The 13,292-nt window shown below is 69.4% G+C and carries 11 protein-coding genes; 5 read left to right on the forward strand and 6 right to left on the reverse strand.

The annotated features are described in order from the left end of the window. Positions 1–15: 15 nt before the first annotated feature. Positions 16–1,236 carry a thiolase family protein gene (locus RN729_RS00360; RefSeq protein WP_310781495.1) on the reverse strand — a complete coding sequence of 407 codons (1,221 nt, stop codon included), beginning with the start codon at positions 1,234–1,236 and terminating at the stop codon, positions 16–18. Between the two features lie 28 nt (positions 1,237–1,264). Further along, a complete protein-coding gene (locus RN729_RS00365) occupies positions 1,265–2,059 on the reverse strand; it encodes an enoyl-CoA hydratase-related protein (RefSeq protein WP_310781496.1) in 795 nt (264 codons plus the stop codon). 322 nt (positions 2,060–2,381) lie between these two features. Here RN729_RS00365 and RN729_RS00370 point away from each other — a divergent pair, with 322 nt between their 5' ends. The 5 genes from RN729_RS00370 (at position 2,382) to RN729_RS00390 (ending at position 7,232) form a co-directional block, all read left to right on the forward strand. Continuing rightward, on the forward strand, positions 2,382–3,647 hold the full coding sequence (locus tag RN729_RS00370; protein ID WP_310781497.1) for an MFS transporter: 1,266 nt from the start codon (positions 2,382–2,384) through the stop codon (positions 3,645–3,647). An 85-nt stretch (positions 3,648–3,732) separates the two neighbouring features. Beyond that, positions 3,733–4,395, forward strand: a complete 663-nt coding sequence (locus RN729_RS00375) for an alpha/beta family hydrolase (protein ID WP_343218881.1) — start codon at positions 3,733–3,735, stop codon at positions 4,393–4,395. Between the two features lie 38 nt (positions 4,396–4,433). Continuing rightward, entirely contained in the window at positions 4,434–5,252 is an 819-nt protein-coding gene (locus RN729_RS00380; RefSeq protein ID WP_310781499.1) for an oxidoreductase, read from the forward strand. Further along, complete coding sequence (locus RN729_RS00385) at positions 5,249–6,826, forward strand: M14 family metallopeptidase (protein ID WP_310781500.1); 1,578 nt, start codon at positions 5,249–5,251, stop codon at positions 6,824–6,826. The genes RN729_RS00380 and RN729_RS00385 overlap by 4 nt, the downstream gene beginning before the upstream one ends. Before the next feature lie 43 nt (positions 6,827–6,869). After that, positions 6,870–7,232 carry a VOC family protein gene (locus RN729_RS00390; RefSeq protein WP_310781501.1) on the forward strand — a complete coding sequence of 121 codons (363 nt, stop codon included), beginning with the start codon at positions 6,870–6,872 and terminating at the stop codon, positions 7,230–7,232. A 43-nt stretch (positions 7,233–7,275) separates the two neighbouring features. On the opposite strand, the gene RN729_RS00395 is transcribed toward RN729_RS00390, so the two are convergent. From RN729_RS00395 to RN729_RS00410, 4 genes are all read right to left on the reverse strand, one after another. Next, complete coding sequence (locus tag RN729_RS00395) at positions 7,276–8,865, reverse strand: BCCT family transporter (RefSeq protein ID WP_310781502.1); 1,590 nt, start codon at positions 8,863–8,865, stop codon at positions 7,276–7,278. A gap of 147 nt (positions 8,866–9,012) precedes the next feature. Then, positions 9,013–9,852, reverse strand: coding sequence for a metallophosphoesterase (locus tag RN729_RS00400; RefSeq protein WP_310781503.1), 840 nt, complete (start codon positions 9,850–9,852; stop codon positions 9,013–9,015). Positions 9,853–9,900: 48 nt separating this feature from the next. Next, a complete protein-coding gene (locus RN729_RS00405) occupies positions 9,901–10,905 on the reverse strand; it encodes a hypothetical protein (RefSeq protein ID WP_310781504.1) in 1,005 nt (334 codons plus the stop codon). Positions 10,906–11,192: 287 nt separating this feature from the next. Further along, a partial coding sequence (locus RN729_RS00410) for an aerobic carbon-monoxide dehydrogenase large subunit (protein ID WP_310781505.1) occupies positions 11,193–13,292 on the reverse strand: 2,100 nt, incomplete at its 5' end.

A 13,292-nucleotide genomic window follows, 5' to 3' on the forward strand; every position in this document is an offset into this window, starting at 1 on the left:
CCGAACCCGCCCGCTTCATGCCGTCTCCGCGTCGCGGTGCACGAGAAGGGCGATCCCCTGGCCGACACCGATACACATCGTGACGAGCCCATGGGACGCGTCCCGCCGACGCATCTCGTGGACGAGCGTCGTGAGGATCCTGGCGCCGGAGCAGCCGAGGGGATGGCCGAGCGCGATCGCACCCCCGTTCACGTTCACGCGGTCCGGATCGAGGCCGAGTTCGGCAATGCAGGGCAGCGCCTGCGCCGCGAACGCCTCGTTGAGTTCAACCAGGTCGAGGTCATCGACCGTAAGTCCATCTCTATGAAGAGCTTTACGGGTTGCCGGAACCGGTCCGATGCCCATCCGATGCGGCTCCACACCGGCGACGGCGGAGGCCCCCACTGTCGCCAGCGGCTCAACGCCAAGCTCGTTCGCGGCGCCGCGGCTGGCGATGAGGACGGCGGCCGCTCCGTCGTTGATGCCCGACGCGTTTCCCGCCGTCACGGTGCCGTCGGCCCGGAAGGCGGCGCGCAGGCGGGCGAGTTGCTCCGGGGTCGTGCCGGGACGGGGGTGCTCATCGCCCCCCACCCGCAGCGTGTCGCCCTTCCGCTGTGGAACCTCCACCGGCACGATCTCGCCCGCGAACCGGTCCGCCTCGATCGCGGCGGCGGCGCGGCGCTGGCTCTCCGCCGCGAAGGCATCCTGCTCCCCGCGTCCAACGCCGTGATCCTCCGCAACGACCTCCGCGGTCTCGGCGAGCGGGATCGTCCACCGCTCGGGCATGGCGGGGTTCGCGAAGCGCCATCCGACAGTGGTGTCCGCAATCTTCGGTGGCACCCGCGAGAAGGCCCGGTCCGTCTTGAGCATGACCCACGGCGCCCGCGACATGCTCTCGACGCCGCCCGCGATGAACACGTCGCCCTCGCCGGCCCGGATCGCGTGCGCCGCGGTGACGACCGCCTGCAGTCCCGACCCGCAGAGCCGGTTCACGGTCTGGCCCGCGACCTCGACCGGGAGTCCGGCCAGGAGTCCGGCCATCCGGGCGACGTTGCGATTGTCCTCGCCGGCCTGGTTCGTACAGCCGGCGATCACGTCCTCGACGCGGTCGGCCGGGACGCCGGTCCGCTCCACGAGGGCGCGGATCGCGTGCGCCAGGAGGTCGTCGGCCCGAATCGACGAGAGCGCGCCGCCCGCGCGCCCCACAGGCGTGCGGACGGCGTCAATGATGACCGGCGTGCGATCCGCGTCCCTCATCGCTGCTTCCGTACCCGCCGTCCCGGTCCTAGCGGCCGGCGAACTCGGGGGCGCGCCGCTCGACGTAGGCCGCCAGGCCCTCGCGCGCGTCGTCTCCCTGGAAGAGGAGTTGCTGCAGTTCGCGTTCGATCGCGAGGCCCTCGGAGAAGGGCACCTCGACCCCGCTGCACACCGACCGCTTGATGCGGCCCACCGCGCGCGACGCCTTGTGAGGCGGGGTGAACTGCCGGGCATACTCCATCACCTGCGCGTGGAAGGCCTCGTCATCCCCCTCGAACACCTTGTTCACGAGCCCCAGTTCCAGCGCTTCATCGAACCCGAACGTGCGGCCCTCCGCCATCAGCTCGATGGCCTTCGGCTTCCCGAGCAGCCGGCCGAGCCGCTGCGTCCCGCCCGTCCCCGGGAGGACGCCGAGGTTCACCTCCGGCAGCCCGATCTTCCCCGCGTCCCCGCGGGCGATCCGGATGTCGCAGGCGAGCGCGATCTCGAGTCCGCCGCCGACCGTGTGCCCGTTCAGGGCGCCGATCACGAGCTTCGGCGTGTGCTCGAGCCGCGTCAGCGTCTCGTTCGCGTGGAGGCAGAAGAAGTACTTGAAGTACGGGTCCGAGGTCTGGAGCATCTTGATGTTCGCCCCTGCGGAGAAGAACCTGTCTCCCGCGCCCCGAATGACGATGACGTGGACGTTCTCGTCGAACCGCGCGCGCAGGATCGCGTCGTCCAGGTCGCGCATCATTTCGTACGTGTATGTGTTCGCGGGCGGGTCGTCGATCGTGAAGACCGCGACGCCGTCCTCGGCCGCATATCGAATCAGCGTGTCAGCCATGAATCCCTTCCTCTTGAAAACCGTTCTGAAGATGATGCCTGAAGACTGCGAGAGGCCGTCCCGCGGGCGTTCCGCGACCCGGGGCTGTCCCCGGCGTCCCGTGGAGGGGCAAACTATCCCCGCTCCCACCGGACGGACAGTGAGTTTTGGCGCCACGGCTTCCGCCATCGGAAGCGCAACGCGGGGATCGTCCGGAGTGTCGTGAGCACAGCATCCGCGCGGCGGTCCGCGCCGCGTCTCGCGCCCCCGGCCGACCCGGTCCGGGCATGGGTCCGAATAGGGAGGAGTTCGGCTTGAAGCACGGGATGACCGCCGCAACCGCATGCTGAGACGCGCCGGGCTCGGCGTCCTGTTCGGGACGGTGATGGTGGACATGATGGGCTTCGGCATCGTCCTCCCGCTGCTCCCCTTCTACGCCGAGGAAATGGGCGCCTCGCCGCGCTGGGTCACCCTCATCATCGCTTCTTTCTCCATCACGCAACTCCTGTCGGCGCCGATCTGGGGCCGCTTCTCCGACCGGGTGGGGCGCCGGCGCCTCCTCCTCATCGGGCTCTTCGCCTCGGCGCTCTCCTACCTCCTGTTCGCCCTCGCCGACAATCTCTGGGTTCTTCTGCTCTCCCGCGCGACGGCAGGCGCCGCCGGCGGCACCGTCGGGATCGCCCAGGCCTACGTCGCCGACTCCACGGAGGGAGAGGAGAGGGCCAAGGGGCTTGGGCTCATCGGAGCGGCTTCGGGCCTCGGCATCATGCTCGGACCGGCTATCGGAGGGGCCTTCAGCAGCTTCGGGCTGGGAGTGCCGGGCTACGTCGCCGCCGGCCTGTGTCTGCTCAACCTGATGGCGGCGATGGTGCTGCTGCCGGAGTCGCGGCACTTCCGCTCCGGCCGAGCCGACGCCTCGAAGGGAGAGGCCGCAACGGTGTGGCTCTGGCTCCGGTCGCTCAACCGCTTCCCGCTGCGCGTGCTCCTCGTCGTGTATTTTCTGACGCTCGCCTGCTTCACGTCGATGACATCGGTTCTCGCACTCTACGCGGAGCGCGTGTTCGCGATGACGGCGGCGGACATGGGCCTCGTCTTCACGCTCGCGGGCGGCTGCACCGTGATCGTGCGCGGCGGTCTCGTCGGGCGGATCGTGAAGCGGTTCGGCGAGCCGCGCACCATGCGCGCCGGTTGCGCGCTCCTCGCCCTCGGCGTGGGGGCCATCCCCTTCATCGAAGAGGGCTGGCAGCTGTGGGTGCTCGTCCCGACATGGGCGTCGGCGACGGGGCTTATCTTCCCGGCCCTCCACGCCCTGATCTCGCGGGCGACGGACGAACACTCGCAGGGCTCGGTGTTCGGCGGCAGCCAGGTCGCCGGTGGAGCGGGCCGGGTCCTGGCGCCGCTCGCGGCGGGTCATCTGTTCGAGCTGTATTCGATCGAGAGCCCGTTCCTGGTCGGGGCCTCGGCATCCGCCGTCGCGCTCTGGCTGGCGCTCCGGATCCCCGCGCCGCGCGATCACAAGGCGGAGGAAGAACTCGATCCCACCGACCGCTGGACGGGCCCGGTCGCCGCGCACGAGCCCCGCGACCAGCCGGACGCCCGGTCGCCGTGATCCCGCGGTCGCCGTGAATCCGCAGCCGCCCCGCGTCGCCGGCGAAGTAGGGGAGACGGACCGCTTCGCCGAGCAGGCACAGTTCGTGTCGCTGCGGTGGGGCGAGGTGTCGGCGCTGCTCGTCCGCCCTCCGGACGCGCGGGCGATGCTTGCCTTCGCGCACGGGGCCGGGGCGGGAATCGAGCATCCGTTCATGTCGGACATGGCGCAGCGGCTGGCGGGGCGGGGGATCGCGACCTTCCGCTACCACTTCCCCTACATGGAGGCGCGGGCGCTCTCCGGCCGCCGCCGGCCTCCCGACCGTCCGCCGGTCCTCGTGGAAACGGTGCGAACCGCCGTTGCGAAGGCGGGCGCCCTGGCGGGCGGGCTGCCGCTGTTCGCGGGCGGCAAGTCGATGGGCGGCCGCATGACGTCGGCTGCCGCCGCCGAGGCGCCGCTCCCCGGCGTCGCCGGCCTCATCTTCTTCGGTTTCCCGCTGCACGCGCCCGGGCGCCCGGAGCGCGCCGCCGAGCGGGCGGCTCACCTGAGCGGGGTCACCGTCCCGATGCTCTTCCTGCAGGGGACCCGCGACGCCCTCGCCCACCTCGATCTCATCGAGGAGACGTGCGCCTCGCTCGGGCCGCTCGCCACGCTCCACAGACTGGAGGGCGCCGACCACTCCTTCCGCGTCCTCAAGCGCAGCGGCCGCACGAACGAGGAGGTCGCCGATGAGATCACCGCACGTGTAGCCGCCTGGACCGACAGATGACGGGCGGAGGGCAACCATCGATCGAAGGAGCGGCGAGCATGCGCAAGGTGATGCTGGTCACTGGAGCTTCGGCCGGGATCGGCCGGGAGGCGGCCATCCTGCTGGCTCGCGAGGGCCACGCGGTGTACGCGGGCGCCCGCCGGCTGGACCGCATGCAGGAGTTGGTTGCACACGGGATCTTCCCCATCGAGATGGACGTCACGGAGGAGGACGACAACGAGCGGGCCGTGAGCCGGATCCTCGAGAACGAGGGCCGCATCGACGTCCTCATCAACAACGCGGGGTTCGGCCTCTACGGGCCCGTCGAGGAAATCCCGCTCGAAGACGCACGGTACCAGTTCGAGGTGAACCTGTTCGGCCTCGCCCACCTCACCCGGCTCGTCCTGCCGCACATGCGGGCGCAGCGCTCGGGCCGGATCGTCAACGTCTCGTCCGTGGTGGGGAAGATCTTCGTGCCTCTCGGGGCCTGGTACGTCGCCACCAAGCACGCGCTTGAGGGGTGGTCGGACTGCCTCCGGCTCGAGACCGCGCCGTTCAACATCCCGGTCGTCCTCGTCGAACCCGGCGCGATCCGGACGGAGTTCTTCGACGTGACCAGGGGACGGTTGAAGGAGTACTACGACGACACCGCATACAAGACGCAGTTCGAACCGTTCCTCAGGATGTTCGAAGATCCGAAAGCCAGGGACCGGAGCACGGAGGCCCACGTACTCGGCGAAGTGCTGGTGGAGGCCGCCACGATCCCCAGGCCTCGCCGCAGATACGTCAAGGGCCACATGGCGCGGCCCGCGCTCTTCATCAGGAAGTGGCTCGGCGACGGCGTCTACGAATTCCTGCTGCGCCGGGCGTTCCGATGACCGCGCGGGCGTGGCGACCGGTGGCGTTCGCGGCCGTGGTGGCGGCGTGCGGCGGACCCGCGCCGCCGGACGGTGCGTTCCTCACCCGAGCGGAGCGCACGGCGTACCGCGAGACGAGTTCGTACGCCGATGTCGTAGATTTTATGCAGCGCGCGGCGGCGAGCGATGCATCCGTTCACTACACGACGTACGGATACACGAACGAGGGGCGGGCGCTTCCCCTGGCGGTGGTGGGCGATGTCGAAGGTCCGGATCCGGCGTCGGTCCGGGCTTCCGGGAAGACGGTCGTCTACCTGCAGGGCAACATCCACGCCGGGGAGGTCTGCGGGAAGGAGGCGCTCCAGATGCTGCTGCGCGACCTCCTGGCCGGCCGCCACGGCGGATGGCGGGAGTCGATGGTCCTCCTCATCGCCCCCATCTACAACGCGGACGGCAACGAACGGGTGAGCCTCGTGAACCGCGGCCGGCAGTACGGCCCGGTCGGGGGAATGGGCCAGCGGCCGAACGCCCAGGGTTATGACCTGAACCGCGATCACATGAAGCTCGACTCGCCCGAGGCGCGGTCGGTGGCGCGGCTGTTCAGCGAGTACGATCCGCACGTCGCCGTCGACCTGCACACGACGAACGGGACGCGGCACGCTTACCATCTCACCTACTCGCCGCCGCTCCACCCGAACACGCCGGCGGAGATCGACGACTTCCTCCGGGAGGGGCTCTTCCCCCACGTGACGGGGGAGATCCGGGAGCAGTACGGCTGGGAGTACTACTACTACGGGAACGCGTCGACGCGAGGAGGGGACGCGCCCGGCTGGTACACCTTCGACCACCGTCCGCGCTTCAACAACAACTACCTCGGGCTGCGCAACCGGATCGCGATCCTGAGCGAGGCCTACTCCTACGCGACGTTCGAGGAGCGCGTGCTCGCGACGCTCCATTTCGTCGAGGAGATCCTCGATTACGTCCATGAGCACGCGGCCGAGGTCCGGCGCATCGTCGCCGATGCCGATGCCGCCGGCGTGACGGGCGATTCGCTCGCACTGCGCGCCGCTCCCGAGCGATCGGCCGCGCCCGTCGACATCCTGATGGGCGCCACGACCGAGGAAGCGCACCCCCTCACCGGCCGCCCGCTCCTCCTGCGCGCGGACACCCAGTACGTCGAGACGATGTACGAGTACGGGACATTCGCGCCGACGCTGCGGGGGCGCGTGCCCGCGGCCTACCTGATCCCGGCGGATCTGCCGGACGTTCTCACCCGGCTCGCGGCACACGGGATCGCGCTCGAGCCCGCCGGGTCGGCGCCCTTCGATGTGGAGGCGTTCCGCATCGACTCGGTGCGCACCGCCGAGCGGCCGTTCCAGGGACGCAACGAGCAGACGCTGTTCGGCCTCTACGAGACGGACCGGGTTCCGCCGGCCCCCGGGGACATGCTGGCGCGGACCGACCAGCCGCTCGGACGCCTCCTGTTCAGCCTGCTCGAGCCGCAGTCGGACGACGGCTTCGCGAACTGGGGGTTCCTCGCAGACCGGCTGCGCCCCGGCGAGGCGTATCCCATCCTGCGCGTCCCGGGAAACTGAACCGGGGCGTCGATCGTGCAGCCCATCATCGAAAGGACGTAGCGTGCAAACCGTTCAGGGATTCGGCGGGTTTTTCTTTCGGGCGAAGGATCCGGCAGGACTCACGAAATGGTATGAGGATCACCTCGGCATCAATCCCGCTCCGACGAACATGGAGATGGAGCCGTGGGTGACGGAGTCCGGGGTCACGGTGTTCGCACCCTTCGCCGCCGACACGGACTATTTCGCGGCCGAGAAGACGTTCATGCTGAACTTCCGCGTGGCCGACCTCGACGCGATGATCGCGCAACTGAAGGCCGCGGACATCGAGGTCAGCCACGAGAGCGAGATGGAGGGCGTCGGCCGCTTCGCCCGCATCCACGACCCCGAAGGAAACGCGATCGAGCTCTGGGAACCCGCGTCGTGAGAGGGCGCGCCCGCGGCATCTTCGCTGGCGAGCGTCATCCTCGCTAAGGGTCGCGCGCGAGGGACCTGAGCAGCCCGGCGATCATGAACAGCAGCACGACGCTCACGGGCAGGGCGGCGGCGATGGCGGCGGTCTGCAGGGCCTGGAGGCCATCGGCAAGCAGCAGCACGGCCGCCACCGCGCCCACGCCGAGCCCCCAGACGATGCGAAACCGCCGCGGGGGGTGAGGGTCGCCCATGCTCAGGAGCGTCGTGATCACCAGGGTGCCGGAGTCCGAAGACGTGATGAACCAGGTCGCGAGCAGGAGCGTGGCCATGGCGGACATGGCCCAGGCGAGCCAGTCGGCGTCGCTCATCCGGTCGATCGTCGCGTAGAGCGCGCCTTCGTAGTTTCCGCCCCGCACCAGTTCGATGATCCCCGCCGTCCCGACGCCGCCCGGAGCGTTGAGTTCAAGGTGGATGGCGTTGCCGCCGAAGATTCCGAACCACACGAGCGCCAGGCCGGTCGGGACGACGAGCACGCCGAGGACGAACTCGCGCAGCGTGCGCCCGCGCGAGATGCGGGCGATGAACGTGCCGACGAAGGGCGCCCACGAGATCCACCATCCCCAGTAGAAGATCGTCCAGGCGTTCTGCCAGGCGCTCGGCCCCGGACCATCGGCGATCCAGAATCCCATCGGCACCGCGCGCCACAGGTACTCGCCGGCGGAAGTGGCGATGAACCGGACGAGCCACGCGAAGGGGCCCAGCAGCAGGAAGCACCCCAGCAGGATCACGCTCACGCCGATGTTCCACTCGGACAGGATGCGGATCCCGCGCTTCACGCCGGACACCGCCGACAGCGTGGCCGCCAGCGAGATGGCGGCGATGAGTGCAACCTGCGTGACGAGACCCGGATCCACGCCGACCAGCACGTCGAGTCCCGCGGCCATCTGGCTCGCCCCGAGGCCCAGGGAGGTCGCAATGCCGAAGACGCCGCCGAACACCGCGAGCAGGTCCACCAGGTCGCCGATCGGGCCGTAGATCCGGTCGCCGATGAGCGGGTACAGAGCAGAGCGCAGCGTCAGCGGCAGCTTCTTGCGAAACCCGAAGTAGGCGAGGCACAGGCCGACCAGCACGTACGCGGACCACCCGTGGACGCCCCAGTGGAGGTAGGTGACGCGCATGGCGTGCACGGCCCGCCGCTCGTCCAGCGTTGCGGCGCCCGCGAGGTCGGCGATGGGGTTGTTGGGGTAACCCGCGGCCCCGCTGTTGTCGAAATAGAAGATGGGTTCGGCGATGGAGAAGAACAGCAGTCCGATCCCCACGGCCGCCGAGAAGAGCATGGCGAGCCAGGAGAACCTGCTGAACTCGGGTGCGGCGTCCTCATCGCCGAGCCGGATCCTCCCGAACCGGCTGCATGCCAGGAGCAGGCAGGTGAACAGGGTGGCGCAGACCGTCAGGACGTAGAACCAGTCGAGTGTGCCCTCGATCCAGGCGCGGAGGCGGCCGAAGGCGGCGCCGGCGGCGTCCACGTCCCAGACCGTGGCGAGGACGAAGACGAGCACGACGCCCTTGGCGGCCAGCGCCATCGAGGGATTCAGCCCCTTCCACAGCCCGCCCTGCGCCGTGGCCCGCCGCCGCCGTCCGCTCAACGACCGAATGGCCTGTCGACCCAGGGGGTTCGGGTCATCGCCTGTGCCTCTCCATGTCCGGGTCCTTCCCGTGCACTGAGCCTCCGTCTTCGAAGTGCCCGCGCAGGAACGTCCCGGGGACCTTCGCGGACGAGTTGACGGCGGCGGTCAGCGGACGGTCGCGCCCCGTGGCGCCAGGATGACTTCCCGCAGGTAGGCACCCATCCCGCGCCGGCGATCCCACTGCCTCGGATAACCCAGGGAGACCTCCTGGAAGGGTACGCCATCAAGCCAGTGCGTGTCCCGGATGTGGAGGTGGCCGTACACCACCGCGCACGCGTTGAAGCGACGGTGCCAACCTTCGGTTCGGCGGGTCCCGCACCACGGGGTGAATCGCGGAATCTTCGGCAGCACGGCGTGTCGTTTCTCGAGCGGAAAATGATTCACCAGGACCTTGGGAAGATCGGACGGCACCGACGCCAGCCGCGTGGCCGCGTCCTCGCAGCGCGCCGCGCACCACGAGTCCCGATCCGGGAACGGGTCCGGATGCAGCATCACTTCGTCCCCGCAGACGACGCGGGTTTCCCGGGCCCACTGAATCACCTGTTCACGCGGGACCCGCCGGGGCCGGAAGCTGTAGTCGTAGAGCAGGAACAGTGGCGCGATCAGCACCGGCCCGTCCCGATGTTCGACCACCGGATACGGGTCCTCCGGAGTGAGGACGCCGTGGGAGCGGGCGATCCCCACGAGATGTTCGTAGAGCGCCACGCCGCGGAGCCCGGGAGCCCGGTTCGGTATCGTCCAGAGTTCGTGGTTTCCCGGAACCCAGACGACCTGCCGGAACTTCGGAGTGAGTCGCGCGAAGCACCACTCGAGTCGCCGCGCGCCGTGGCCCACGTCGCCCGCCAGGATCAGCCAGTCGTCGGGATGGGCGGGAAAATCCTCCAGCGCCGCCCGGTTTCCCGGATGGGAGACGTGCAGGTCGGACAACGCCCATAAACGTGGCATGCGATGAATACTAACACCGTGTCACCCCTCGAAGCCCGACCCGGACGCTCAACTCGCGATGCGCCGCCGCCGTCGGACCGGGGTCGCCGTTCGGCGCACGTACCGCGCCACCTCGCCCATGCCGTCCACGCCGATCCGGGCGCCCAGCGTCTGGTTGTAGTTCGTCGTGCCGTTGATGTCGTACGTGTAGCGGTGGCCCCACGCGTCCCGCACGTACTCGATGCCGGCGATCTCGATTCCCTCCCTGTTGCAGAGCCGGATGTACCGCTGCACCAGCGCGTCGTCCTCCGCGACCGGCGAGGGGCTGAAGAGCCCGGGACCGGTCGGGCACACCTGGAGCCCCCCTTCCTCTACCTCGTCCGCTTCCTCGGTCTTCCCGGAGGGCATCGGATTGCACGCGTCGGAGGGGCAGAGCTCGAACCCGTCCGCCGTCGAACTCCGCATGGCGAACACGAATCGGCCGCCCACGATCTCCACCCGCGTGATGAAGGGCTCCGGAGCGTCGATGTACTGCTGGAGGATCATCCGGGCGCCGGGCCCGGCGTCGAAGCCGTCGCCGTCGAGGTGCCGCTCGAGTTCCCGCGCGTCGTGGAAGAGCCGGATCCCCAGCCCCTTGCCCCCCTGGTCGTGCTTCGTGATGAACGGGCCGTCGAAGGTGGCGGCCGCTTCGAGCAGGTGCTGCCTCCCCACGGCCAGCACGGTTCGCGGCGTGCGGATCCCGTGCCGGCGGAGGACGAGGTCCTGCCGGAGCTTGCTCATCTCCAGCTCGAAGGCGCCGAGCCCGTTGATCACCCGCCGGCCGTGCGACTCCAGCCAATAGAGGAGCTGGCGGGCCAGTTCGACCGTGTGGACGTGGCCCCGCGTGTGCGACGACGGGCTGATGCGGTTGATCCAGATGCCCGCGGGAGGCGGCGCCGAAGGGTCGACGAGCCCCTCGTTCACGTGCACGAGGCGGACCCGGAAGCCCTCCCTCGCCAGCGCCTCCTCAAGGGGCGGAATCCAGGCCGGGTTTTCGTACAGCACATGTATCTGCGGCAAAACGGGACGAATCATGGGTCTCTCTCGGGTTGAGTCCGGTTGCACGGGGCACAAAAAAAGCCGCCCGGGTCGGCGGACCGGGGCGGCTCGGAAAAACGCTTTGAGAGCTAGGGGCTCAGCGCATCAACACACCCGGATCCACGCGTCGTGGGGACACGGACACATACAGGCGCAGATGCTACCGGCGCGGTTCGCTCCGCGGGTGCGGAGGGCTCGGATGTCAGGCGCGTGGATCATGGCGCGAGAAGATGCTCGGGTCGGCTCCGCGCGGCAACCGGGCGGCCCGATCACACGGTTACCTTCTACTCTGCCAAGCCCTTCTCGTTCAAGACCTCCCACACCTTGTCCGGAGTGATCGGGATGTCCAGGTGCGTCACGCGCAGGTGCGCGAGCGCGTCCACGACCGCGTTCGCGATGGCGGGTGGCGCGCCCACCGTGGCCGACTCTCCGACGCCCTTGGCGCCGAGGGGGTGGTGGGGTGACGGCGTGATCGTGTGGCCGGTCTCCCACGCCGGGGTCTCCATGGACGTGGGCACGAGGTAGTCCATGAAGGAGCCGGCGAGGTTGTTTCCGTCCTCGTCGTAGGGGATCTCCTCGAACAGCGCCGGGCCGATGCCCTGCGTGAGGCCGCCGTGGATCTGGCCCTGCACGATCATGGGGTTGATGATGTTGCCGCAGTCGTCCACGGCCACGAAGCGGCGGACCGTCACCTCGCCCGTTCCGCGGTCGATGTCCACCACGCAGATGTAGGTGCCGAAGGGGAAGGTGAGGTTGGGCGGGTCGTAGTAGTTCGTCGCCTCCATCCCCGGCTCCATCCCCTCGGGCAGGTTCGTGTAGGCGGCGAAGGCGCAGTCCTGGATCGTGACGGACCGGTCGGGGGCGCCCTTCACGGAGAACTTGCCGGGCTCCCACTCGAGGTCCTCCTCGCTCACCTCCATCAGGTGGGCGGCGATCTTCGCGGCCTTGGCGCGGATCTGGCGCGCGGCCATCGCGCCCGCGGCCCCGGCGGTCGGGGTCGAACGGCTGGCGTACGTGCCCAGGCCGTACGGGGCGGTGTCGGTGTCGCCCTCTTCGACCTGGACGTGCGCGGCGGGGAGGCCGAGTTCCTCGGCGATGATCTGCGCGTAGGTGGTCTCGTGGCCCTGGCCCTGCGACTTGGTGCCGAAGCGGGCGATCGCCTTCCCCGTGGGGTGCACGCGCACCTCGGCCGAGTCGAACATCTTGATGCCCAGAATGTCGAAGTCCTTGGACGGACCCGCGCCCAGCACCTCGGTGAAGCTGCACACGCCGATCCCCATCAACTCGCCGCGCTCGCGCTTCTCCGCCTGCTCGCGGCGCAGGTCGTCGTAGCCGATCATCTCCTTCGCCTTGTCCATCGCGGCCTGGTAGTCCCCGCTGTCGTACTCCCACCCCAGCGGCGACTGGTAGGGGAAGGCCTCCTTCGGGATGAAGTTCTCCTCGCGCAACTGCGCCGGATCCTTCCCGATCTTGTGCGCCAGCGTGTCCACGACGCGCTCCATGCAGTGCACGGCCTCGGTCACGCGGAAGGAGCAGCGGTAGGCGACGCCGCCCGGCGGCTTGTTCGTGTAGACCGCGTCCACCTCGGCGTACGCCTGCTCCATGTCGTAGGAGCCCGTGCAGATGGAGAAGAGCCCGGCCGGGAACTTGGACGGCGCGGCCTGGGCGTCCGAATAGCCGTGGTCGGCGAGCGTCTTGATGCGGAGGCCCCGGATCTTTCCGTCGGCATCGGCCGCGAGTTCGGCGTCCATGTGGTAGTCGCGCGCGAACGAGTCGGCCTGGAGGTTCTCCATCCGGTCCTCGATCCACTTGACCGGCTTGCCGAGCACGACGGAGGCCGCGATCGCGACCACGTAGCCCGGATAGACCGGCACCTTGCCGCCGAAGCCGCCCCCGATGTCGGGAGACACGACGCGGATCTTTTCCTCGGAGAGTCCGACGTGTCCGGCTACGAGGGCGAGCACGGTGCGGATCGCGTGCGGCGCCTGGGTCGTCATGTAGACCGTGAGGTGGCCCTCGACGGGGTTGAAGTCGGCCACGCAGCCGCACGTCTCGATCGAGGCCACGTGGATGCGCGGCACGTGCATGCTCTCGCGCACGACGACGTCCGCATCCTCGAACACCTTGTCCGTGGCCTCCTTGTCGCCGGCCTCCCAGTGCCAGATGCGGTTGTCGGTCTGGCCCTCCTTGTCGGTGCGGAGGACGGGCGCGTCCTCATCGAGCGCCTTGAAGGGGTCGATGACGGGCTTCATCGGCTCGTAGTCGACTTCGACCGCCGCCACGCCGTCGGCTGCCGCGTAGCGCGATGTCGCGATGACGGCCGCCACCTCCTGCGCCTGGTACATGACGGTGTCCGTGGGGAGCACCATCTGGGTGTCCGACAT

The organism is Candidatus Palauibacter polyketidifaciens, from assembly GCF_947581785.1.
GTDB lineage: Bacteria > Gemmatimonadota > Gemmatimonadetes > Palauibacterales > Palauibacteraceae > Palauibacter > Palauibacter polyketidifaciens.

Coding starts and splice junctions, on each gene's coding strand:
- RN729_RS00360 (WP_310781495.1), bottom strand. CDS start 1,236: ATGAGGGACGCGGATCGCACGCCGGTCATCATTGACGCCGTCCGCACG.
- RN729_RS00365 (WP_310781496.1), bottom strand. CDS start 2,059: ATGGCTGACACGCTGATTCGATATGCGGCCGAGGACGGCGTCGCGGTC.
- RN729_RS00370 (WP_310781497.1), top strand. CDS start 2,382: ATGCTGAGACGCGCCGGGCTCGGCGTCCTGTTCGGGACGGTGATGGTG.
- RN729_RS00380 (WP_310781499.1), top strand. CDS start 4,434: ATGCGCAAGGTGATGCTGGTCACTGGAGCTTCGGCCGGGATCGGCCGG.
- RN729_RS00385 (WP_310781500.1), top strand. CDS start 5,249: ATGACCGCGCGGGCGTGGCGACCGGTGGCGTTCGCGGCCGTGGTGGCG.
- RN729_RS00400 (WP_310781503.1), bottom strand. CDS start 9,852: ATGCCACGTTTATGGGCGTTGTCCGACCTGCACGTCTCCCATCCGGGA.
- RN729_RS00405 (WP_310781504.1), bottom strand. CDS start 10,905: ATGATTCGTCCCGTTTTGCCGCAGATACATGTGCTGTACGAAAACCCG.